We start from the raw sequence: 21,415 nt of genomic DNA on the forward strand, positions 1-21,415 counted from the left end.
CCCTTTTGCGTTTTCACGCTTCGATGAACTTGGGTGGCTCGCCCGGTGACATCACCACCGCGGTGAGGCGGCCCGTCGCAAAGGCACCCGTGTCTATGGCGATACGGCCCGGCGCCACTTCGGGCTCGTCACGAACGTAGTGGCCATGAACGATCCAGAGGCCGTCTGATCGCGGCGTCGAAAAGAAGTCGGGGTGCCCGTTGGTGAGCGACCGGGATTGGGCCTCGAGCGCCCTCGCCGGGTCCGCTCCGGCATGGGTGACAGCCGCGTTTCCGCTCGTCCAGAAACGGGGCATGGCTGACAGCCACGGCAGCAGCCCCTCGCCCTCAAGTGTCGCCCGCAACTCCACCATCGCGGCCTCGAGGCCCCGCCCACCGTTCTCGGTGACACCTGCCCCCAGCCCGAAGCTCGCCAGGGTCTGCAGGCCGCCATGAGCCAGCCAGCGGGGATAACGGCCCTCGGCAAAGCTCAGCATCATCTCTTCGTGGTTGCCGCGCAGGCAGACCGCGCGCCCCTCCGCATCGAGAGCCTTCAGACGCCGGAGAACCTGTGCCGACTGATCGCCACGATCGACGTAGTCGCCAACGAAGACCAGCGGCAGGCCCGGAGCCTCGCGGTTCAGCCGGTCAAGGAGGCGTGCCAGAAGATCATCTCTGCCATGCACGTCGCCCACGGCGACAAAGGCCTCCGAGGGCTCGGGCAGGCCACCGTCGAACGGCACCTCGCGGGCCGATGCACCCGCCCTGCGGAACAGGTTCAGAAAGGCGTTCTTCACTAGCGGCTTATGACCTTGCAGCTCTCGGTCTTTACCAGCCTGCGGTTCTCGATGGTATCCGCACCCTTGATGGCGCGACCCCGCCCCGGGTTCAGGACCTTGGTCTTGGAAGCGGTCGTGAACTCCACCAGCTGGCAAGCGCCGCCCTTCATCGAGAGGGACATCTTCAGCGTTGCGTCGGTGCGCTCCTGATAGCCGCCGGGCGTTGTGGCCGTGCGAACCGACTGGCGCGTGGCAATCAGCCCGTCCCGTCCGAGCTGGTATTTCGAGCGCGTGTCGATCTGCGCCTTGTAGTTCTCGTCAGGTCCCTTGGGCAGACGCACCTTGGTGCGGTCGCTGCAGGTTTCGACCCGTGACTTGGCGTCATAGCTGCATGTCTTGCGATCCTGGCTGGAACGTCCCTCGAAGACGATGGCCGCCGCCGATCCGTCCGCACCCTGGATCTTGCCAACCTGAAACGTCCGGCAGTTGGATTTGACCGTTTCGATGAATAGCAGCGGGCCGAGCGTCTTGATCGCATATTGCGTGCGGCAGGTATCGTTGCTGCTACCCAGCCCGCGCGATCTCTGCTGCTTTTCGGTCAGGCTGACCGAGATGTGCAACTCGGCCGCCGCCGTCGATGCGTTCATCGCAACGATTGCCCCCGCCAGAACCGTCCACTTGAGCATTGCCATCGCTTCACCTCCCGGCTGAGTTTCAGTTGCAATAGGTGCGGCCATTGTAGGTGGCGCACTTGCGCGAACCGCCCCCACCGCCGCCGCTACTCCTGTTGGTCGTCGTGCTCTTTTTCGGTGTCGAGGCCTTGGCCTGGCGCACCTGGCAACTGCCGCGTGTGTCCAGGTATTGGCCGGAGGGGCAGGTCTTCAACTCGCAGCGGTTGTCGACCTTCACTTCGCGGACCGAGCAGATCAGCGGGCAGGTGCCCTCTGGCATCTTTTGCAGGAGCCCTGCCAGCGTGATCGAAAGGTCCATCTCCGACACATCCGGGACCGCCGCCTTGAGGCGGTCGAGCGCCTGTTCGGAGCGCCGCCCCCAGTCGCCGTCAACCGGACCGGCATCACAGCCGAGGCGGTTGAGCTCTTCCTGGAGGGTCAACAGCATGTCTTGCCGCTCCTCTTCCTCGATCGGCATGAAGACGGTCGCCGGAATGGCGACCCGCACAAGCGGCGACCCATCGTCCGCCCATGACACCTGAACATCCTCTCCGATGATGCCAACGGTATTCACGCGCGCGGTCTGGGGCTCGCCGGCATCGTCTATCAGCAGAGGCGCCGCGCTCTCGCCGCCAGCCTCGACTGCCGGAGCCGGACTGTCCTGCGCATGGAGACCGGCAGGAGCGAACAGACCCGCTCCGAACACGAGAAGAAGAACGGCGCAAAACCGCCGATATGGCTGCGTCATACAATTCAATCGCGTGAAGCCGAGGGCTGCGCCCACGCACCTTTCACGGGGAAGCCTAGCAAAAAAGCCCCGTCGTCACCAACGGGGCTTTCTCACATTCGCGGGATGTTGCCGGTGGGCTCACCCCGGATTCTTGGCAAAGCGCAGATAGGGCAGCTTCTTGTCGAGCGCACCATACTTGGCTTCGGCGGCGGCATCGTCGAGGGCCAGCGCCACGATCACATCCTGTCCGGTCTCCCAGTTTGCCGGTGTGGCCAGCGGCTGCTCGTAGGTGCGTTGCAGGCCATCGAGGGCGCGGAGCACCTCGGCAAAATTCCGGCCAACCGACATCGGGTAGGTCATCATCAGCTGAACCTTCTTGTTCGGCGCGATGATGAAGACCGAGCGGACGGTGGCGCTGTCGGCCGGGGTGCGGCCATCGGGCAGGTAGGCATCGGCGGGCAGCATGTCGAAAGCCTTGGAAAAGGCGAGGTCGGTATCGGCCACGATCGGGAAGCCGGCCTCGGCGCCGCCGAAGCTCTCGATGTCACCTTTCCACTTCTTGTGGTCCTCCACGCCATCGACGGAGACGCCGAGCACCTTGGTGCCACGCTTCGCCCATTCGTCGGAGAGCTGGGCCACCGCCCCGAATTCGGTGGTGCACACCGGGGTGAAGTCCTTCGGGTGAGAGAAGATCACCGCCCAGCTGTCACCGATCCAGTCGTGCAGGGTCAGTTCGCCGAGATCGGTTGGAAAGGTAAGGTTCGGGACGGTGTCGTTGATGCGCAGGGCCATGGTGTCCTCCTGGTTTTGCACTTGCCGTGGAATGTACGGGCACTGAGCGAATTGAAAAGGGGGGCAGCCCCGGTTCCGGGAGGACGTATTGCCGCGACCTTAAACAACGGAACGGTGGTTCGAGCCGCAGCCCGCTTGCGGCACGCCGTCCAGGAGCATTGCGACTCGCCGTGAATTAATGTTGATATCAACGCGAGAAACAGGGAGGCGCACCATGAAGGACTCGCGACTGAAGGTCTGGGGCTACGACTGGGTACCCGACTTCGCCAAGGGCCAGGTGCGCGATTTCCGTGTGCGCTGGGCGCTGATCGAGGCGAGCTTCGCCTATGAGGTCGATCATGTGACCATGGGCACCCAGGGCAAGCCAGAGCATCTCGCCCGCCAGCCCTTCGGGCAGGTGCCGGTGCTGGAGGTGGATGGCACGCCGATGTTCGAGAGCGGGGCCATTGTCTGGCGGATCGCGGAACAGAGCGACGTTCTCCTGCCGCCCGGATTAGACCGCTACGCCGCGCTGAGCTGGGTCTTCGCCGCGTTGAACTCGGTCGAGCCTCTCACCGGCGTTGTTGGCACCGTGCAAACCTTCGTGGAAGACCGCGAGGCCGCCGAACGGGTGGCGCCAACGCTGCGCGCGATGGCCGGGAAAAAGCTGAAGCGGCTGGCCGGGGCGCTGGGCGACAAGGACTACCTGTTGGGAGGCACCTTCTGCGTGGCCGACCTGATGATGGCTTCCGTGCTCCACGGGCTCGACGGGCTGGCCCTGATCGAGGACTTCCCGAGCCTCGTTGCCTACCGTGACCGCTGCCTCGCCCGCCCGGCCTACCAGAAGGCGATGACCGACCAGATCGCGGAGATCGAAAGCAACGCGGCAAACTACGCGAAGTGAGCGGCCCGCCACACGCCGACCCGGCGTGCAATCCGCAGGGTCGGTGCTACCCGGCCATCAGAACGGCACCTTCGCGCGAAAGCTCACGCCCTTGCCGCCGTCGGGATGGAGCACGCGCAGCATTTCGGCGTGCAGCATGAGGCGGGGAAAGTCGCGGGCCGGGCCCTGGGCGTAGAACGGGTCGCCCAGGATCGGGTGGCCGATCTCCCGCATGTGGACCCGAAGCTGATGCGAGCGCCCGGTCTCCGGCATCAACCGCACCCGGCTTTCTCCGCCGCCCGCCTTGAGCCGTTTCCATCGCGTCACCGCGGGCTTTCCGGCCTCGTGGTCCACCATCTGCAAGGGTCGGTTCGGCCAGTCGACAATCAGGGGCAGGTCCACGACCCCCTCCGCTTCAGCCATCTCGCCCCAGACCCGCGCCACATATTGCTTCTTCGTCCGACGGTGCTCGAATTGAAGCCCAAGGTGCCTTTGTGCATGGGGCGTGAGGGCAAAGACCATCACGCCGCTGGTGTCCCGGTCGAGCCGATGCACCAGCAGCGCCTCGGGAAATGCCGCCTGAACTCGGGCCAGCAGGCAGTCGGACAGGTGCTCGCCCTTGCCGGGCACCGAGAGCAGGCCGGGAGGCTTGTTGAGCACGAGCAACTCATGGTCGTGGTGCAGCACGTCGAGCGGGCTGTCGGGGGGGGTGTAGTCGTCGCTCATTCCTGCGGCAGCCCGTCGGCGATCTCGTAGTAGTCGCCCTTGGAGGCCGTATGGATGTGCTTCTCCAACCGCAGTCCGGTCGGGCCTTCGAGCGCACCGAGCGAGAATCCCACGTCGCCCGAACCGAGGCGCTGCCAGAACAGGCCGGAGCCGCAGACCGGGCAGAAGCCGCGCCGGGCCGTCTCGCTCGCGTGATACCAGCGCACCTCGCCTTCGATCACGATCTCGCTTTCCTGCACCTCGGCATCGGCCATGTAGTGGCCCGATTGCTTGCGGCACTGGGTGCAGTGGCAGGCCAGCGGCTCGACGGGCGCCGAGAGCAGGGCAAAACGCACCGCACCGCAGTTGCACCGGCCGCGCAGGCTCATTTCTGCTCCACCCCATCGGCGTCCTCGTAATAGTCGCCCTTGTCGGCTGTGAAGATGTGCTTTTGCAGGGTCAGGCCTGTGGGGCCGTCGATGGCGCCGAGGGCGAAGCTGGTGGTGTCTTCGGCGTCGTGCTTCCAGAACAGGAAGCTGCCGCAGGTGGGGCAGAAGCCGCGCCTGGCGGTCCCGGAGGAGACATACCATTGCGGGGTGCCGAAAATGGTCAGCTCATCGTCCTTGACGTAGGCCGACGCCCAGAGGTGGCCGGACATGCGGCGGCATTGACTGCAGTGGCAGACCGACACGCCCTGCGGCGTCCCCTTCGCCTCGAAACGGATCGCGCCGCAGAGGCAACTCCCTTTCAGGCTCATCGCCAGTGCCCGCCATTACCGAAGGCCGCTTCGAGCACCCGCGCCAGCCCCTCGGCATCGGCCCGGGTGAAGGCCGCCGGCTGGTCGCTGTCGATATCGAGCACGCCAATGAGCCGCCCGGAGGCCCCGCGCACCGGCAGGACGATCTCGGAGCCGGTGGAAGAGGAGCAGGCGATATGGCCGGGGAAGGCCTCGACATCATCGACGAGCTGGACCTCGCCGGTCTGCGCACAGGTGCCGCAGACGCCCTTGCCGAAAGGGATGACAAGGCAGCCGTGCCCGCCCTGGTAGGGGCCGATCTTCAGCACGCCCGGTGCGGTGACCCGGTAGAAGCCGGTCCAGTCGAAACGGTCGTCGGAATGGTGGATCTCGCAGGCCAGCGTGGCCATGAGCGCCACCTCGTCGGTCTCGTTTTCGGTGAGGCTGTCGACCACCTTGGCCAGTGCCGCGTAATCGACCTCAGGCACGTTCGATCGCGATGGCCGTGCCCTCGCCTCCCCCGATGCAGATCGCCGCGACGCCGCGCTTGAGGTCGCGCTTTTCGAGCGCGTTGAGCAGGGTCACCATGATGCGGGCGCCGGAGGCCCCGATGGGGTGGCCGAGCGCACAGGCACCGCCGTTGACGTTGATCTTGTCACGGGTCACGCCCATCTCGCGCATGAAGGCCATGGGCACCACGGCGAAGGCCTCGTTGACCTCCCAGAGGTCCACGTCGTCGACGGTCCAGCCAAGGCGCTTGAGGAGCTTCTGCGCGGCGGGCACGGGCGCGGTGGTGAACCAGCCGGGCGCCTGGGCGTGGGAGGCGTGGCCCATGATATGGGCGCGGATCGGCAGGCCGGAACCCTCGCCCGCGAGCACCAGCGCGGCTGCGCCGTCGGAGATGGACGAGCTGTTGGCCGCCGTCACCGTGCCGCCCTCTCGGAAGGCGGGCTTCAGCGTGGGGATCTTCTCGGGGCGGGCAAGCCTCGGCTGCTCATCCTCGCCGACCACGGTTTCGCCCTTGCGCGACGTCACGGTGACCGGCGTGATCTCGCCCTCGAAGCGGCCCTCGCTCTGCGCCGCCAGGGCGTTTTCCAGCGAGCCGAGGGCGTAGTCATCCTGTGCGGCGCGAGTGAACTGGAAGTGCTCGGCGCAATCCTCGGCGAAGGTGCCCATCAGGCGGCCCTTGTCGTAGGCGTCTTCGAGCCCGTCGAGAAACATCGAATCCTGCACTGCCTGGTGGCCGATGCGGGCGCCGCCGCGCATCTTGGGCAACAGGTAGGGCGCGCCGGTCATGCTCTCCATGCCGCCGGCCACCACCACCTGCGCCCCGCCACCGGCGATGGAATCGTAGCCCATCATCGCGGCCTTCATGCCGGATCCGCACATCTTGTTGAGCGTCGTCGCGGGCACCTCCTCGCCTAGACCGGCGGCAAAGCCCGCCTGCCGCGCCGGGGCCTGGCCTTGGCCCGCCGGCAGGACACAGCCCATCAGCAGCTCATCGGCGCTCTCCGCCCCTGCCTGCCTCAGAGCCGCGCGGATCGCCGCGCCGCCCAGCTCCGCCGCGCTGACATCGGCGAATGCGCCCTGAAACCCGCCCATCGGCGTGCGCGCAGCGCCTGCAATTCCGACCCGTGCCATGGCTCTCTCCCGCTGGTGATCTTGCTCGTGCATACCGAATGGTAAGGTTTCGCGTCTAGGCCTGTCGGTATTTCCACCCGTCACGGAGCAGGCCATGAACGTCGAAGCAGTCAACAAGGGAGCGATCCTACTCGTCACCGTGCATGAGAGCCGGATAGATGCGGCGGTCGCGGTATCCTTCAAGGAGGCCATGCGCACGCTCACCGCAGGCCACCCCGGCCGCATCGTGCTGGACATGAGCCGGGTCGGCTTTCTTGACAGTTCGGGCCTTGGCGCGGTGGTGGGTGCGATGAAGCAGGTGGAGCCCGGCGCCCAACTGGAGCTGGCCGGGCTGACCAGGACGGTGGCCAAGGTCTTCGCGCTCACCCGGATGGACTCGGTCTTCACCATCCACGCTACCGCCGCGGACGCCCTGGCCGCCGGCGAGACCGCCGCCTGACGGGCCAGGTGGCATGCCCAACCGCGTCCGCACCATCGACCGCCCTGCCCTCGCCCAGCGCCACACCTGCGAAAGATGGCCGCAGAATGCGCTCCGCATTGTCCTGTCCAGCACCCCGTTGGAGGTGCGCCGCGCCCTCGAACAGGTTCTGGGAGACCTGTCGCCTCTCGATCTGAACGAGAGCGAGCGTGGCATCGTCGAGCTGGTGCTGGCGGAAGTTCTCAACAACGTGGTCGAACATGCCTACGACGAAAATGGCTCGGGCGAGATCAAGATTGCAGTTCTGCAGGGAGATCGCCGCCTGTTCTGCTGCGTTACCGATCGGGGCCGGCCGATGCCCGGCCTTGTCGTGCCGGTTGGGCAGGCCGCGGAGCTGGATGTGCCGACGAACGAGCTGCCCGAAGGCGGGTTCGGGTGGCTTCTCATTCGGGAGCTCACACGGGATCTGCGCTACACGCGAACCGATAACGAGAATCGCCTGACCTTTTCGCTCGACCTTGTTGGATTTGCCGAAGGGGACTGAGCAACGCGCTGCTCCGGCACGCATCGAATTGCCCCCTGGAACCGTGGCATTGCGCCACTAATCCGCTCCGGTGGGCGTATTGTTTCCCTCCTGGAAATCAACGCCGCAAAAAGGTCCTCATCCAACCTCAAGACAGACAGGATCAAGGGCGATACAGGCAGGGTAGCTGCATATAGCTTCCCTCGGCGCCACGCTTCATAGCCCCCACCCAGTGCGTGGCGTCGAGGTTCTTCTCTTCCCAACATCACCGTCTTGCCGCCCGCGGCCTTGCCGCCTAGTGTCGCCGCCGGAGGATGTTTCATGCGCGATTTCGAATATCCGGGCCGCTCGCCAGTCCTTGCCACTGGCGGCATGTGCGCCACGTCGCACCCGCTGGCTGCCCAGGCTGCGGTGGAGATGCTGAAGGCCGGCGGCAACGCGGTTGATGCGGGCATCGCCGCAGCCGTCCTGCTTGGCCTTTGCGAGCCGCAAAGCACCGGAATCGGCGGAGACTGCTTTGCCCTGGTCAAGCCGGCTGGAACCGACGAGATCCACGCGCTGAACGGCTCGGGCCGTGCGCCTGCGGCGATTGATGCCGGGGCGCTGCGGGCGCAGGGCCCGGTCATTCCGCTGACGTCGCCCCACGCGGTAACCCTGCCCGGAGCGATGGCGGGCTTCGCCGCCCTCTCCGAGCGGTTTGGCCGGAAGGGGCTGGCCGACAGCCTCGCCCCGGCCATCCACTACGCCGAGGCCGGCATCCCCGTGGCCCCCCGCGTGCTGCGCGACTGGAAGGCGGCGGAGGCCACGCTTCAAGGGGCCGCACGCAGCCATTACCTCATGGGCGGAGCCGTACCCCAGGTGGGCCAGGTCTTTCGGTCGCCAGGCCAGGCCGAGGTGCTTCGCCGCGTTGCCGCGCAGGGGCCGAAAGCCTTCTACGAGGGCGAGGTGGCCGAAGACATGCTGGCCGCCGTGGCCGGTGCCAGCCATACGCTGGACGACTTTGCCGGTGTCACCGCCGACTGGGGCAGCCCGCTCACGGGCCCCTATCGCAGCCGCGACATCGCCGAGCACCCGCCAAATGGACAGGGCACCACCGCGCTCCTCCTCGCCGCGATCCTCGCGCAGTTCGACATTGCCGCGATGGATCCGCTCGGGCCGGAGCGCAGCCATATCGAGGCCGAGGCGAGCAAGCTGGCCTATGACGCCCGCAACCGCCTCGTCGCCGACCCGGCCTGCATGGCCGACCCTGCGGCGCTGCTGCAGCCTGGCCTGGCGCAGGAGTTGGCCGCGCTGATCGACCCCAAGCGCGCCATGCAGCAGGTCACCAACATCACCGAGGCGGTGCATCGGGATACCGTCTATCTCTGCGTGGTCGATGGCGACGGGATGGCGCTTTCACTGATCTACTCGATCTTCCACAGCTTCGGCTCCGGCCTCGCCTCGCCGAAGTTCGGTATCCTGATGCAGAACCGCGGTGCGGGCTTTACCCTGGAAGAGGGGCATCCCAACGTGGTGGCGCCCGGCAAGCGGCCGATGCACACGATCATTCCCGGAATGATGCTGCACGAGGGGCGGGTCGAGATGCCCTTTGGCGTGATGGGCGGGCAGTACCAGGCCGCAGGACATGCGCGATTCGCCTCGAACATGCTGGATTTCGGAATGGACCCGCAGGAGGCGATCGACTTCCCGCGCCTGTTTGCCGAGAAGGGCGAGCTGCAGCTCGAGGCCCCCTTCCCCGAGGCCACCCGCGCCGCGCTGGCCGAGCTTGGGCACAAGGTGGTGCCCGCCCCGGCGCCCATCGGGGGGGCCCAGGCGATCAGGATCACGCCCGAGGGAGTGCTGGTGGGTGGCTCCGACCCGCGCAAGGACGGCTGCGCGATCGGCTATTGACCGGGCGCGGGCTTCACCAGTGAAATGCGAGTGAAATCAGTTAGTTGAGCTGAAAGTGGAGCGGGTAGACCCCATCTTCGAACGGCCCGAAGAGATCGGGCAGGTCGGGATGGTCGACCGGCTCGCCGGAGTAGTCGGCCACCAGGTTCTGCTCGCTGACGTAGGCGACGTAATAGCTCTGGTCGTTCTCGGCGAGCAGGTGGTAGAACGGCTGATCCTTGGAGGGGCGGCTTTCTTCGGGGATCGCGGCATACCACTCGTCGGTGTTCGAGAACATGGCATCGACATCGAAGATCACCCCCCGAAAGGGATGCTTTCGATGTTTCACCACCTGTCCAAGGTGATATTTTGCCCGCGTTTTCATCATAGCATTGCGCTCCCCACAGGCCGATGGTTAGTGCAGGCAGGGGGCGTTGTCTAGAAATCCGCCCTGAAAAACAGGGAAACAGTGTGTGAACCTCGTCCTGACAGTGGCGCAGATCGTGGCGCCGGTCTTCATCCTCGCGGCCATCGGCTTTATCTGGGTCAAGCTCGGCCAGGACTATCCGATGCGGTTCATCACGCGTCTGGTGATGACACTGGCGATCCCTTGCCTGATCTTCGGCGCGCTGATGAAGACGGAGATCGACCCCCAGGCCCTCACATCCGTCTCCCTCGCCGCCATCGCCGCCTATGCCGCCGTCATCGCGGTGTTTTACCTCGTGACCTTTGTCTTCAAGCTCGACAACCGGACCTACCTGGCACCGCTGATCTTTGGCAACACGGGCAACCTCGGGCTGCCCCTGGCGCTCTTCGCCTTCGGCGAGGAGGGGCTGGGCTTTGCCGTGGTGATCTTTGCGATCATGGCGATGATCTCCTTCACCTACGGCATCTGGCTCGTCTCGGGTGGCGGCAACCCGCTGAAATCCCTCAAGGAACCGGTCGTCGTGGGCACCGCGCTCGGCGCGCTCTTCCTTTGGCAGGGTTGGCAGACGCCCAAGTGGGTCACCAACACCATCGACCTCATCGCGCAGGTCGCCATCCCGCTCATGCTCATCACCCTCGGCGTTGCCGTGGCCCGGCTGCAACCCGGCGATATCGGCCGTGCCTTCTGGCTGTCGCTGCTCAAGGCCGCGCTCTGCGCCGGGATCGCCGTGGTGGCCGGCCTCGCCTTTGGCCTGACCGGAACCGCCTTTGCCGTTCTCGTCCTGCAATTGATAACACCGATTGCGGTTACGAATTACTTACTGGCCGAGCGGTTCGGCGCCGACAGCTCGGCGGTGGCCGGCCTGGTGGTGGCCTCGACCCTGCTCTCGGTCGCCTTCCTGCCGGTGGCTCTGGCCTTTCTGATCTGAAATGTGATCCGGTCGCCGCAGTTGGGCGTTCCCCAATGTGTTGAATTCGCATATTATCAGGTAAAAGCGGCAAAGACCGCGAAAGCATGAGGCGAGTGACAATGAGCAGGAAAATCAGCGTCGTGCTGGTACTGGCCCTTCTTGCGGGCTGCGGCGGCGGACGCGAGATGGACAGCCCCCGCAACCTCGAGAACGCCTGCGAGCTGGCGAGCGAGCGGCCCAAGTATTTGCGGGCGATGAAGCGCACGGAGCGAAACTGGGGCGTGCCGGTGCACGTTCAGATGGCGACGATCTACCAGGAGAGCAAGTTCGACGGCGATGCCCGCACCCCTTATCGCTGGGTGCTGGGAGTGATCCCGATGGGGCGGCAAAGCTCTGCCTATGGCTACAGCCAGGCGCTGGATGCGACCTGGGAGGAGTACAAGGCGGAGACAGGAAACCGCCGCGCCAAGCGCGACGATATCGAGGACGCCACCGATTTCATGGGCTGGTACATGAACAAGACCCGCGAGCGGAACGGCGTGCCGCTGACCGATGCGCGCAACCAGTACCTGGCCTATCACGAGGGGCACTCGGGCTTTGCGCGCGGCAGCTACAACGCGAAGGCCTGGCTGGTGGGCGTGGCAGGCAGCGTCGGTGCCCGGTCCGAGATCTATCGCGCCCAACTGGCCGCCTGCGGCAAGGCCTGACGCGGAAAAGGGGACAGGCGCCTGGGCACCGATCCCCTTGTTTTTCTGGCCGGATCAGCGCTGCCTGCGATTGGTTTCCTGCACGATATTGAACAGCGAGGGGCGCATGTTGCCGCCCTTGTTCAGCTCGCCGAGCACCACCGTGGTCTGGGAGCCGGCATCATCGGTGATGATCCACTGGCGCAGCTCGATGGGCGAGGAGGTGAAGACCAGCTCGATGTGGCCATACTCCGGGTGCTCGGGGTCCTGGGCGCGGATGGTGGTGGTTTTGCCGTCGGACTTGTGGCCGGTGATCATGCCGGAGCGGTTGAAATCGACCGTCTTGGCCAGGATGATCGAGAGCGGCGTGCGGGCGAGCGGGTATTGCTCGGGGCCGGTGTTGGATTTGCTGTCGAAGATCGCGACCTGCCCGCCGCCGGCCATCACGAGGCTGGTGTCGGGCTTGTTGTACTCGAAGCGGATGCGGCCGGGGCGGTGGATGTAGACCTGCCCGGTGGAGATGGTGCCATCGGCGTTGATCTGGGTGAACTCGCCGGTCGCGGTTGTGAAGTCATTGAGATACTTCGACAAAGCCGAGAGAGAGGCTTGCTGTGCAGCGGCCGGGAGAGCGAGGGCCAGCAGCAGAACCGGGGCCATGAGGGTGCGCAGGAGTTTCATGCGTCGTCCTTGAATTGTTTCGCAGGGCTTGTGCCCGTCAACGCCCTACTTAGGCGGTTTGGTCCTGATATGCGATAACAAGGCGGCGAGCACGGCGGATTGGCTCCGCCGCAGGTTAACGGCCCCTTGCGGGACCGCGCCAAAACCTTACTGACCGGAACGAAACGGGAATATCGGGGATGCACAACCGATACACAACCCATGCACATCCCATACATACGCGAAATCGGCCAAACGTGGTGAACGCGGCGCGCGGTGGGGCAGTGCACTGGTCGCCTTTGTCCACCCCACGGGCTGCCCGCGGGGTGGCGAAAATGCTCCGGTGTCAGTTCGGCTCGGGCACGAGAATCTCGCGTTTGCCGACGTGGTTGGAGGCGCCGACGAGGCCGTTGTCTTCCATCTGCTCCACCAGCCGGGCAGCCTTGTTGTAGCCGATGGCGAGTTTGCGCTGGATGTAGGAGGTCGAGCACTTGCGGTCCTGGATGACGATCTGCACGGCCTGGTCGTAGAGCGCGTCGTCGCCGTCGGTGTTGCCGCCGAGGCCGAGCACCAGGTCGATGTCGCTTTCCTTGTCGTCCTCCGGCCCTTCGACCACGCCGCTCACGTATTCGGGCGCGCCGAAGCTCTTGAGGTGGTTCACGACCTCCTCGACCTCTTCATCCGAGCAGAACGGGCCGTGGACGCGGGTGATGCGGCCACCGCCGGCCATGTAGAGCATGTCGCCCTGGCCGAGCAGCTGTTCGGCGCCCATCTCGCCCAGGATGGTGCGGCTGTCGATCTTGGAGGTGACCTGGAAGCTGATCCGGGTGGGGAAGTTGGCCTTGATGGTGCCGGTGATCACGTCGACCGAGGGGCGCTGGGTGGCCATGATGAGGTGGATGCCGGAGGCACGGGCCATCTGGGCGAGGCGCTGGATGCAGGCCTCGATCTCCTTGCCCGCGACCATCATCAGGTCGGCCATCTCATCGACAATCACCACGATGAAGGGCAGGGTGACGGGCTTGAACTCCTCGGTCTCGAACACGGGTTCGCCGGTGTCGTCGTCGAAGCCGGTCTGGATGGTGCGCGAGAACATCTCGCCCTTGGCCAGCGTGTCGCGGACGCGGGCGTTGTAGCCCTCGATGTTGCGGACGCCCATCTTGGACATCTTGCGGTAGCGGTCTTCCATCTCGCCCACGACCCACTTGAGGGCGACCACGGCCTTCTTGGGGTCGGTCACGACGGGCGACAGCAGGTGCGGGATCCCGTCATAGACGGAGAGTTCGAGCATCTTGGGGTCGATCATCACCAGCCGCAGCTCGTCGGGCGAGAGGCTGTAGAGAAGCGACAGGATCATGGTGTTGATCGCCACCGACTTGCCCGAGCCGGTGGTACCGGCGATGAGCAGGTGGGGCATTTTTGCGAGGTTGGCCACCACGGGCTCGCCGCCGATGTCCTTGCCGAGCGCCAGCGGCAGGCGGTGGTTGCCGTCGCCGTAGTCCTTGCCGGAGAGGATCTCGCGGAAGTTCACCATCTCGCGGCGCTCGTTGGGCAGTTCGATGCCGATGACCGAGCGGCCGGGCACGGTAGAGACGCGGGCCGAGAGGGCCGACATGGAGCGGGCGATATCGTCGGCCAGGCCGATGACGCGGGAGGCCTTGAGGCCGGGCGCGGGCTCCAGCTCGTACATGGTGACCACCGGGCCGGGGCGGACCGAGACGATCTCGCCGCGCACGCCGTAGTCGTCGAGCACGGTCTCCAGCATCCGGGCGTTCTCCTCGAGCGCCTCGTCGGAGAGGTGGGTGCGGTCGACCTTCTGGGGCTGGGACAGCAGCGAGAGCGGCGGCAACTCGAAGCGGGCCTCCTCCGGGTCGAAGGAGAGCGACGGCTGGGCCTCGGCCTGGGCACGGCGCGAGGGCTGCGCGGGCTTGCGGACCGGGTGCTGCACCGTGGCGCGGGGCTCGGCGGCTTGCGCCGGGGCCGCGGCGGGCGCGGCGGTAACGCGGGGCTGCGGCGGCAGCGCCGGGGCCTCGTCGGGCTCCATCATCTCGATGTCGTCATCGAGCAGGGCCATCGGCGCGGGCGGCACGGCGCCCTTGGTGTTGAGCAGCAGCGGCTGCGGCTTGCGGGACCGCACCACCGGCGGCTCGGCGGGCAGGCCGTTGGAGAGCACCGGACGCACCGCGCCGCCGCCACGGGCACGCTGGCGGATGGCATCGGAGATGCGGGCGCGGATGCGGTCGTCGGCGGGTTGCTCGGCGTCGTAGTCGGGCGCCTCGCGCTCGACCAGCTCGGGCTCGACCGGGCGGCGGACCAGCCCGGTGACACTGGCCAGCAGGCCCCGGCGCTCGGGCGCATGCACCGCAGGCTCGTCATCCTGCACCACTAGCGGGCGCGGGGTGAAATCGTGCCGGGCGACCAGGGGCGCGGCGGCCTCGGTCAGCATGTCGGCTTCGGCGGCGGCCTCGCGGCGGGCATCGCGCCGGGCCTTCAGGGCCTGGGCCAGCGAGAGCGAGCCCTGGGCCCCCTTGCCCATCAGCTTGAGCGCGCCGGCATAGAGCAGGACAAGCCCGACCATGAGGAAGCGGCCGAAGAGACGAAGCTCGGCGCGGGTGGCCCCCAGCGTGAAGACCAGCATGGCCAGCGCGCCGAGGCCGAGGGGAATGGCCAGCAGGCGCACGCCGAGGCCCGCGCCGATGGGCAGGATGTTGAGCAGCGCGCCCAGCACCGTATCGCCGAAGAGCCCGCCGAGGCCGAAGCTGTGAACCCAGTCGCCGCCGGGCGTGAGCATGGCGCCGTAGATCGCGGCCAGAGCCACGGCGATGGGGGCGAAGACCAGCCGGGACAGGGCACGCTCGCTGCCGACGTGGCGGGCGAAGCGGACCCCCCAGGCGGCAAGGATCACCGGGATCGTCCAGGCGGCATGGCCCACGATGATGAAGAGCGGCCCGGCGATGGAGGCGCCGAAGCGGCCGAGGACGTTTTGCGCGGGCGCATCGGTGGCGGAGAGCCAGGAGGGATCGTCTGGCACGTAGGAGCCGAGCATCAGGGCCACCATGAGGCCGGCGGCGATGAGGCCGATGCCGATCATCTCACGCCCGCGTTTCTCGATTGCGGCCTGCATGGCGCTGTCGAACAACGGGTCACGGTGTTTTGCCTGATATGCCATCTTGTCCCTCGTCCTGATCCTCAAACTGCGAGGCAGTCGCGGAGCCGTGTCAGCCCCGCCTGCAGCTCGTCTGTATCTTTCGTTACCATCGCCACCCGGATGTAGCCGGCGCCGGGGTTCTCCCCCTCGACCTCGCGGCCCAGGTAGGCCCCCGGCAGCACCTTCACCCCGGTCTCGCGCCAGAGCTTGATGGTGGCCTGCTCGCTGTCGTCGACCTTGAGCCACAGGAAGAAACCGCCCTGCGGGGGCCTGTACTCGGGCCAGGTGGCGAAGATCTCGTCGGCGATGGCGTATTTGCGCCGGTAGAGCGCACGGCTCTCCTCGACATGGGCCTCGTCGCACCAGGCCAGCTCCGAGACCCGCTGGAGCGGCAGCGGAATGGGCGCGCCGGCATAGGCCCGCAGGCGCTTGATGGCGGTGATGTTGGCCGGGCCGGAGGCCACGAAGCCGGAGCGCAGGCCGGGCAGGTTGGACCGCTTGGAGAGCGAGTGGAAGCTCACGATCTTCTCCGGGTCCGCGCCCATGTCGGCGGCGACCTGGAGCACGCCCGGCGGCGGCGTGTCGCGGTAGACCTCGGAGTAGCACTCGTCGGCAAAGAGGCGGAAGCCGTAGCCCTCGGCCATGCCGATCAGCTCGCGCCAGTAGAGCGTGTCGGCGACCGCGCCCTGCGGGTTTGACGGCGAGCAGATATAGGCGATCTCGGCGCGGGCCAGCACATCCTCGGGGAGCGCGGAGAAATCGGGAAGGAAGCCGGTGGCCAGGGTGGCGGGCACCAGGACCGGCTCGGCCCCGGCGGCGGCGGCGGCCACGGCGTAGACCTGGTAGAACGGGTTGGGCAGCAGCACCGTCGGCGTGTCGCCGTTGGCGGCGCGTTCGGGGCAGAGCGCGAGGCAGGCGTTGAACAGCCCTTCGCGGGTGCCGTTGAGCGCCATCACCCGGGTTTCGGGGTCGAGCGCGACGCCGTAGCGGCGGGAGAGCCAGCCGGTGATCGCCGCCTTCAGCTCGGGCGTGCCGTCGTTCGGCGGGTACTTGGCGAAGTCTTCAACGTATTGCGCGAGGACCGGGGCAACGAAGCCGGGCAGGCCGTGGCGCGGCTCGCCGATGGTCATGTCGATCACCTCTCCTCCCGGCGCGATGCCATCGAGAAGTTTCCGCAGGCGCGGAAAGGCGTAATCTGGCAGGTTCGAGAACCGCTCTGGAAAGGTCATCTTGTTTGTACGTTACTGCCTCGGGTGCAGGGTCTTTGCCCCGCTTTTGCAGGCAGGATAGGCCGCGCGGGCAGGCCCCGTCCAGCGAAACCGTTGCATTTTGGTCCGGGTCGGGCGGGAATTGTGGCATTTGAGTCAACGTGTTGAGAAACCGGGGCTGGGCCGGGTCACGACAGCGCCGCCTCCGCCGCAGCGCCCAGCCGCAGCAGCCGCTCCTCGCCCATGGGCGCGCCCATCAGCATGAGGCCGGTGGAGGGCACGCCGGTGGGCAGGGTGAGCGCGGGCAGACCCATGAGGTTGCCGATGCGGGTGTTGCGCAGGGCAAGCAGGTTCTCGGAGGTGAAGAGCGCCTCGTCGGCCAGCACGGCCTCCTGCTTCGGCGGCAGGTTGGCGACCGAGGGGATGAGCACGGCGTCATACCCCGCCACGGCCTCTGCCCAGGCCGCCCGAAGCCGGTGGAGCTTGTGCCATGCGGCGATGTTCTCGCGGGCCGGCACGTCGCGCCCGCCGCGGAATCGGGTGAGCACGGGCGGATACATCCTTTCGGGCGCAGCTTCGATCTCGGCCTCCCAGGTGGCATAGGCCTCGGGCGCGTAGAGCGGCCCGGCGAGCGCCATCGCCTCGGCCACCAGCGGCAGGGCGCGGCGGGTGACCAGCGCGCCGGCGGCCTGGAGCCGCTCGACGGCGCTGGTGAACCCGGCGGAGACGGCCCCGGCGAGGTCGTCGAGCGCGACGGTTTCCAGCACCATCAGGCGGGTGCCCTCCAGCGTGGCGCCGCGCAGGTCGGGCGCGCGGCCCGCCTCCATCACCGCCAGCAGCTCGGCGGCATCTTCGACGGTGCGGGTGAGCGGGCCGATGGTGTCGAAACTGGCGCAGAGCGGCACGGTGCCGGTGAGCGGAAGGCGGCCGTGGGTGGTTTTCAGGCCGACGAGGTCGTTCCAGGCGGCGGGGGTCCGGACGGAGCCGCCGGTATCGGAGCCGATCCCAGCCGCCGCGAGGTGGAAGGCCACCGAGGTCGCCGCGCCGGAGGAGGAGCCGCCCGAGACCGCCGCGTGATCGTTGACGCAGGGCGGCGAGGCGGTGACGGGGTTGAGGCCGATGCCGGAGAAGGCGAGCTCTGTCTGGTGGGTCTTGCCGAGGCAGACAAGGCCAGCGGCGGAGGCACGGGCAAGCACCAGGGCGTCGCGCGTGGGGGTGCGGCCTTCGAGCAGCCTGGAGCCGCTTTCGGTGGCCACGCCTGCGGTATCGAACAGGTCTTTCCACGAGATCGGCACGCCATCGAGCAGGCTGCGGCGGGTGCCGGCCTTGGCGCGGGCCTCGGCGGCCTCGGCCTCGGCCAGGGCACGTTCGCGGGTGAGGCGGGCATAGATGCGGGGGCCGAACTCATGCGCCTCTATGGCGGCGAGCATGGCCTCGGTCAGCGCCAGGGGAGAGATCTCGCCCCTGCCGATCGCCCTGCCCAGCTCCGATGCCGATGTGCCCTGCCAGTCCATATCCGTCTCCCGTGTTTGCGGCGACGGTAGCGACGCCGCGCCCCATGGACAATCCCGCCGGGCGGGCCATAGTCCGCCCCATGTTTGATGCGGATGTGATCATCGCGGGCGGCGCGCTGACCGGAGCCTCGCTGGCGCTGGCGCTGGCCCAGGGCGGCGCGCGGGTGGTGGTGGTGGACCGGCTGCCCGCCGATGCGCAGGCCTCGCCCGATTTCGACGGACGCTCCTATGCCCTGGCGCTGGCCTCGCAGCGGCTGCTCGAGGCGCTCGGGGTCTGGGGTGCGGTGGCCGAGAAGGCGCAGCCGATCCTGCATGTGAAAACTGGCGACGGACGGCCCGGCGAGGGCGTGCTGGGCGGCTTGCTGCACCTCGATCACGGCGAGATCGACGAAGGGCCGATGGGCTTCATGCTGGAAGACCGGCACCTGCGGCCTGCGCTCATGGCCGCCTTGGCCGACGCGCCCGGCGTGACGGTGCTGGCGGGCGAGGAGATCGTGGCGCAGGCCGTGGCACCGGGTCATGTGGCGGTGACGCTGGGCTCGGGGCGGGTGCTGAAGGCGGCGCTGCTGGCCGGGGCCGACGGGCGCGGCTCGCCCACGGCGCGGCGGGCCGGGATTGCGCGGCGCGACAGTGATTATGGCCAGACCGCGCTGACCTGCGCCGTGGCCCACGAGCGGCCCCACGGCGGCGTGGCGCATCAGTTCTTCATGCCTTCCGGGCCGCTGGCGATCCTGCCGCTGCCGGGGGATCGGAGCAGCATCGTCTGGTCGGAACGGCGGAACCAGGCCAAGGAATTGGCGAAGGCCAGCGATGAGGCGTTTCTGGCGGCGCTGCGGCCGGTCTTCGGCGACTTCCTGGGCGAGATCCGGCTGGAAGGCGTGCGCTTTGCCTATCCGCTCACCCTGACGGTGGCGGAGCGGATCGTGGCGGAGCGGCTGGCGCTGGTGGGCGATGCGGCCCAGGGGATTCACCCGATTGCCGGGCAGGGGCTGAACCAGGGGCTGCGCGACGTGGCGACGCTGGCGCAGGTGGTGACCGAGGCGCGGCGGCGCGGCGAGGATTGCGGATCGGCGCTGGTGCTGGAGCGGCACCGGGCGTGGCGCAGCTTTGACAGGACCGCGCTGACGCTGGCGACGGACGGGTTCAACCGCCTGTTCTCGAACGACAATCCGCTCCTGCGGGCAGCGCGCGACCTGGGCGTATCGGCCGTGGCGGCCCTGCCGGACCTGCGGCGGCGGTTCATCCGCGAGGCGGCGGGGCTCACCGGCGATCTGCCGCGCCTGTTGCAGGGCAAGGCCCTCTAGGCAGCTTGCGGTCGGTGGGGCGGGCCCCACCCTGCGCTCAATCGTCCAGCTTGCGGGCTTCGTCCACCAGCATGATCGGGATGCCGTCGCGGATCGGGAAGGCGAGGCGTGCCCGCTCCGAGATCAGCTCGCCGGCCTCGGCGTCGTAGCGCAGCACGCCCTGGGTCTCAGGGCAGACGAGGGCCTCGAGCACGTGGCGCTCGACGCCGGAATGGGCCTTGGGGTCGTCGCTCATTGCAGCCGTTCCTCGCCGTCTTCGCCACTGCGCAGGGCGAATTCGATCAGGGTCACCAGCGTTTCGCGCCGGGTTTCGAGCGAGGGGGCCTCGAGCAGCGCCTGCTTGTCCTCTACGTCGAAGGGGCAGAGCATGGAGAGCGAATTGATCAGCAACTCGTCGTCGGCGTCCTCGAGGCTGTCCCAGTCGGTCGAGAGACCCTGCGCCTCGAAGTAGCGGCAGAGCTTGGGCATGAAGGCCCTGCGATCGAACCCCTTGTCGTGCTCGGGCTTGCCGAGGTCACGGTCGAAGCCCTTCCAGCAGGGTTTGACCTTGCGGTAGGGCGTGAATCCGTCGAGCTCCTCCTGAAGCCGGAAGCGCGAGATCCCCGTGAGGGTCACCATGTAGCGGCCATCCTCGGTTTCGGAGAAGCCGGTGAGCCGGCCAGCGCAGCCGATCTTCTGCAAGCGCCCCGGGCCGCAGCCGCAGCCCTTGGGGCCTTCGCAGGGCTGCACCATGCCGATCAGGCGCGAAGAGGTCTTCAGCGTGTCGTCGAGCATCGCCAGGTAGCGCGGCTCGAAGATATGCAGAGGCAGCCGGGCGCGCGGCAGGAGCAGCGCGCCAGGCAGAGGAAAGACCGGAAGTGTCTCGGGGAGATCGGCTGCGTGCATCATGGCCAAGGAGGTAGGCCGACCGGTGCGTCAGGCAAATATCATCGACGAGAGTTTGCGGCGGCCCTTCAGCACCACCGGGTCCTGCGGCTTGAGCGCATCGAAGATGGTGAAGAGCTGGGTCTTGGCGGCGCCGTCGTTCCACTCGCGGTCACGGCGGAAGAGCTCGAGCAGATGATCCACGGCAGCCTCGGTCTCGCCCGCGGCCTGCAGCGCGTTGGCCAGGTCGAAGCGGGCCTGGTGGTTGGCCGGGTCGGCCTCGACGGCGGCGGTGAGCTCGGCCAGGGGGCCGGCGTTGGCAGCCTGCTTCAGCAGCTCGATCTGGGCGCGCGCGGCCTCGACCTCGGCGGAGCCGGCGATGGCGGCGGGCACGTTGGCCAGCAAGGCCTCGGCCTGCTCGGTCTGACCGGCGGCAACATGGGCGCGCACCAGCCCGCCGAAGGCGGCGGCGTTCTCGGGCTCTTCGCCGAGGATCGCCCCGAAGACCTCGGCGGCATCGGCGGCCGCGCCCTGCTCCAGCATCTCCTCGGCGGTGGCCAGCGCCTCGGCCAGCCCGCCGTCATCGCCCGAAAGCGCGGCGACCTTGCTGACGAACTCCTTCAGCTGGCTCTCGGGCAGCGCGCCCTGGAAACCGTCGACCGGCTGGCCCTGCCAGAAGGCATAGACGGTGGGGATGGACTGGATGCGCAGCTGGCCGGCGATGCCCTGGTTGCGATCGACATCGACCTTCACCATCTTCACCCTGCCCTTCAGCGCCGTCACGGCGGCTTCGAGCTGGGGGCCCAGCGTCTTGCACGGCCCGCACCAGGTGGCCCAGAAATCGACGATCACCGGCACCTCGCGCGAGGCCTCGATGACCTCCTTCATGAAGTCGGCTTCGTTCACGTCCTTGATGAAATCGCCTGCGGGCGCGGCTTCGTTGTTGCCTTGGCCGAATTCGAGCATCGGGGCCTCCATTACCAGTTGCCGGGT

The 21,415-nt window shown here is 67.5% G+C and carries 24 protein-coding genes; 7 read left to right on the forward strand and 17 right to left on the reverse strand.

The genetic code is table 11. From position 1 onward, the window contains the following. Positions 1-13: 13 nt before the first annotated feature. From BUR94_RS15860 to BUR94_RS15875, 4 genes are all read right to left on the reverse strand, one after another. On the reverse strand, positions 14-775 hold the full coding sequence (locus tag BUR94_RS15860; RefSeq protein ID WP_245794497.1) for a metallophosphoesterase: 762 nt from the start codon (positions 773-775) through the stop codon (positions 14-16). Then, positions 775-1,449 (reverse strand): hypothetical protein, encoded by a 675-nt coding sequence (locus BUR94_RS15865; protein WP_074257146.1) that lies wholly within the window; start codon positions 1,447-1,449, stop codon positions 775-777. The genes BUR94_RS15860 and BUR94_RS15865 overlap by 1 nt, the downstream gene beginning before the upstream one ends. Before the next feature lie 22 nt (positions 1,450-1,471). Further along, entirely contained in the window at positions 1,472-2,176 is a 705-nt protein-coding gene (locus BUR94_RS15870; RefSeq protein ID WP_074257147.1) for a peptidoglycan-binding domain-containing protein, read from the reverse strand. A 120-nt stretch (positions 2,177-2,296) separates the two neighbouring features. Next, entirely contained in the window at positions 2,297-2,950 is a 654-nt protein-coding gene (locus tag BUR94_RS15875; RefSeq protein WP_074257148.1) for a redoxin domain-containing protein, read from the reverse strand. Positions 2,951-3,164: 214 nt separating this feature from the next. Here BUR94_RS15875 and BUR94_RS15880 point away from each other — a divergent pair, with 214 nt between their 5' ends. Continuing rightward, the gene (locus BUR94_RS15880; protein WP_074257149.1) at positions 3,165-3,833 is read left to right on the forward strand and encodes a glutathione S-transferase family protein; all 669 of its coding nucleotides are present in this window, start codon (positions 3,165-3,167) and stop codon (positions 3,831-3,833) included. A 57-nt stretch (positions 3,834-3,890) separates the two neighbouring features. Here the strand turns inward: BUR94_RS15880 and BUR94_RS15885 are convergent, their stop codons facing one another. From BUR94_RS15885 to BUR94_RS15905, 5 genes are read right to left on the reverse strand one after another with little or no spacing between them, the layout of a single operon-like run. Then, a complete protein-coding gene (locus BUR94_RS15885) occupies positions 3,891-4,538 on the reverse strand; it encodes an RluA family pseudouridine synthase (protein WP_074257150.1) in 648 nt (215 codons plus the stop codon). Next, positions 4,535-4,906, reverse strand: a complete 372-nt coding sequence (locus tag BUR94_RS15890) for a GFA family protein (protein ID WP_074257151.1) — start codon at positions 4,904-4,906, stop codon at positions 4,535-4,537. Before BUR94_RS15890 ends, BUR94_RS15885 begins: the two co-directional genes overlap by 4 nt. Next, positions 4,903-5,274, reverse strand: coding sequence for a GFA family protein (locus BUR94_RS15895; protein ID WP_074257152.1), 372 nt, complete (start codon positions 5,272-5,274; stop codon positions 4,903-4,905). Before BUR94_RS15895 ends, BUR94_RS15890 begins: the two co-directional genes overlap by 4 nt. Continuing rightward, positions 5,271-5,741, reverse strand: a complete 471-nt coding sequence (locus BUR94_RS15900) for a GAF domain-containing protein (protein WP_074257153.1) — start codon at positions 5,739-5,741, stop codon at positions 5,271-5,273. Before BUR94_RS15900 ends, BUR94_RS15895 begins: the two co-directional genes overlap by 4 nt. Next, positions 5,734-6,894, reverse strand: a complete 1,161-nt coding sequence (locus tag BUR94_RS15905; RefSeq protein ID WP_074257154.1) for a thiolase family protein — start codon at positions 6,892-6,894, stop codon at positions 5,734-5,736. Before BUR94_RS15905 ends, BUR94_RS15900 begins: the two co-directional genes overlap by 8 nt. A 94-nt stretch (positions 6,895-6,988) precedes the next feature. Between BUR94_RS15905 and BUR94_RS15910 the strand changes: the two genes are divergently transcribed. From BUR94_RS15910 to BUR94_RS15920, 3 genes are all read left to right on the forward strand, one after another. Further along, complete coding sequence (locus BUR94_RS15910; RefSeq protein ID WP_074257155.1) at positions 6,989-7,333, forward strand: STAS domain-containing protein; 345 nt, start codon at positions 6,989-6,991, stop codon at positions 7,331-7,333. A 13-nt stretch (positions 7,334-7,346) separates the two neighbouring features. Beyond that, positions 7,347-7,856, forward strand: a complete 510-nt coding sequence (locus BUR94_RS15915) for an ATP-binding protein (RefSeq protein ID WP_084193067.1) — start codon at positions 7,347-7,349, stop codon at positions 7,854-7,856. 300 nt (positions 7,857-8,156) lie between these two features. After that, entirely contained in the window at positions 8,157-9,725 is a 1,569-nt protein-coding gene (locus BUR94_RS15920) for a gamma-glutamyltransferase family protein (protein ID WP_074257156.1), read from the forward strand. Positions 9,726-9,765: 40 nt separating this feature from the next. Here the strand turns inward: BUR94_RS15920 and hspQ are convergent, their stop codons facing one another. Continuing rightward, positions 9,766-10,092, reverse strand: a complete 327-nt coding sequence (gene hspQ, locus BUR94_RS15925; RefSeq protein WP_074257157.1) for a heat shock protein HspQ — start codon at positions 10,090-10,092, stop codon at positions 9,766-9,768. Between the two features lie 85 nt (positions 10,093-10,177). Between hspQ and BUR94_RS15930 the strand changes: the two genes are divergently transcribed. Both BUR94_RS15930 and BUR94_RS15935 read left to right on the forward strand, forming a co-directional pair. Beyond that, positions 10,178-11,059 carry an AEC family transporter gene (locus tag BUR94_RS15930; RefSeq protein WP_074257158.1) on the forward strand — a complete coding sequence of 294 codons (882 nt, stop codon included), beginning with the start codon at positions 10,178-10,180 and terminating at the stop codon, positions 11,057-11,059. A 101-nt stretch (positions 11,060-11,160) separates the two neighbouring features. After that, entirely contained in the window at positions 11,161-11,748 is a 588-nt protein-coding gene (locus BUR94_RS15935) for a transglycosylase SLT domain-containing protein (protein WP_074257159.1), read from the forward strand. A 54-nt stretch (positions 11,749-11,802) separates the two neighbouring features. Here the strand turns inward: BUR94_RS15935 and BUR94_RS15940 are convergent, their stop codons facing one another. The 4 genes from BUR94_RS15940 to BUR94_RS15955 all read right to left on the reverse strand — a co-directional run bounded on the left by BUR94_RS15940 (position 11,803) and on the right by BUR94_RS15955 (position 18,254). Then, on the reverse strand, positions 11,803-12,405 hold the full coding sequence (locus BUR94_RS15940; protein ID WP_074257160.1) for a LolA family protein: 603 nt from the start codon (positions 12,403-12,405) through the stop codon (positions 11,803-11,805). Between the two features lie 325 nt (positions 12,406-12,730). Continuing rightward, on the reverse strand, positions 12,731-15,553 hold the full coding sequence (locus BUR94_RS15945) for a DNA translocase FtsK (RefSeq protein WP_074257161.1): 2,823 nt from the start codon (positions 15,551-15,553) through the stop codon (positions 12,731-12,733). Positions 15,554-15,573: 20 nt separating this feature from the next. After that, positions 15,574-16,761 (reverse strand): aminotransferase class I/II-fold pyridoxal phosphate-dependent enzyme, encoded by a 1,188-nt coding sequence (locus BUR94_RS15950; protein WP_074257162.1) that lies wholly within the window; start codon positions 16,759-16,761, stop codon positions 15,574-15,576. Positions 16,762-16,928: 167 nt separating this feature from the next. Then, positions 16,929-18,254, reverse strand: coding sequence for an amidase (locus tag BUR94_RS15955; protein ID WP_074257163.1), 1,326 nt, complete (start codon positions 18,252-18,254; stop codon positions 16,929-16,931). A 44-nt stretch (positions 18,255-18,298) separates the two neighbouring features. On the opposite strand from BUR94_RS15955, the gene BUR94_RS15960 reads away from it, so the two are divergent. After that, positions 18,299-19,558, forward strand: a complete 1,260-nt coding sequence (locus BUR94_RS15960; protein ID WP_074257164.1) for a UbiH/UbiF/VisC/COQ6 family ubiquinone biosynthesis hydroxylase — start codon at positions 18,299-18,301, stop codon at positions 19,556-19,558. Positions 19,559-19,595: 37 nt separating this feature from the next. On the opposite strand, the gene BUR94_RS15965 is transcribed toward BUR94_RS15960, so the two are convergent. From BUR94_RS15965 to trxA, 3 genes are read right to left on the reverse strand one after another with little or no spacing between them, the layout of a single operon-like run. Further along, entirely contained in the window at positions 19,596-19,793 is a 198-nt protein-coding gene (locus BUR94_RS15965; RefSeq protein ID WP_074257165.1) for a Trm112 family protein, read from the reverse strand. Then, positions 19,790-20,446, reverse strand: coding sequence for an LON peptidase substrate-binding domain-containing protein (locus BUR94_RS15970; protein ID WP_074257766.1), 657 nt, complete (start codon positions 20,444-20,446; stop codon positions 19,790-19,792). The genes BUR94_RS15965 and BUR94_RS15970 overlap by 4 nt, the downstream gene beginning before the upstream one ends. A 27-nt stretch (positions 20,447-20,473) precedes the next feature. Next, positions 20,474-21,388 carry a thioredoxin gene (gene trxA, locus BUR94_RS15975; protein WP_074257767.1) on the reverse strand — a complete coding sequence of 305 codons (915 nt, stop codon included), beginning with the start codon at positions 21,386-21,388 and terminating at the stop codon, positions 20,474-20,476. Positions 21,389-21,415: the final 27 nt, after the last annotated feature.

This window comes from Vannielia litorea, from assembly GCF_900142295.1.
Taxonomy (GTDB): domain Bacteria; phylum Pseudomonadota; class Alphaproteobacteria; order Rhodobacterales; family Rhodobacteraceae; genus Vannielia; species Vannielia litorea.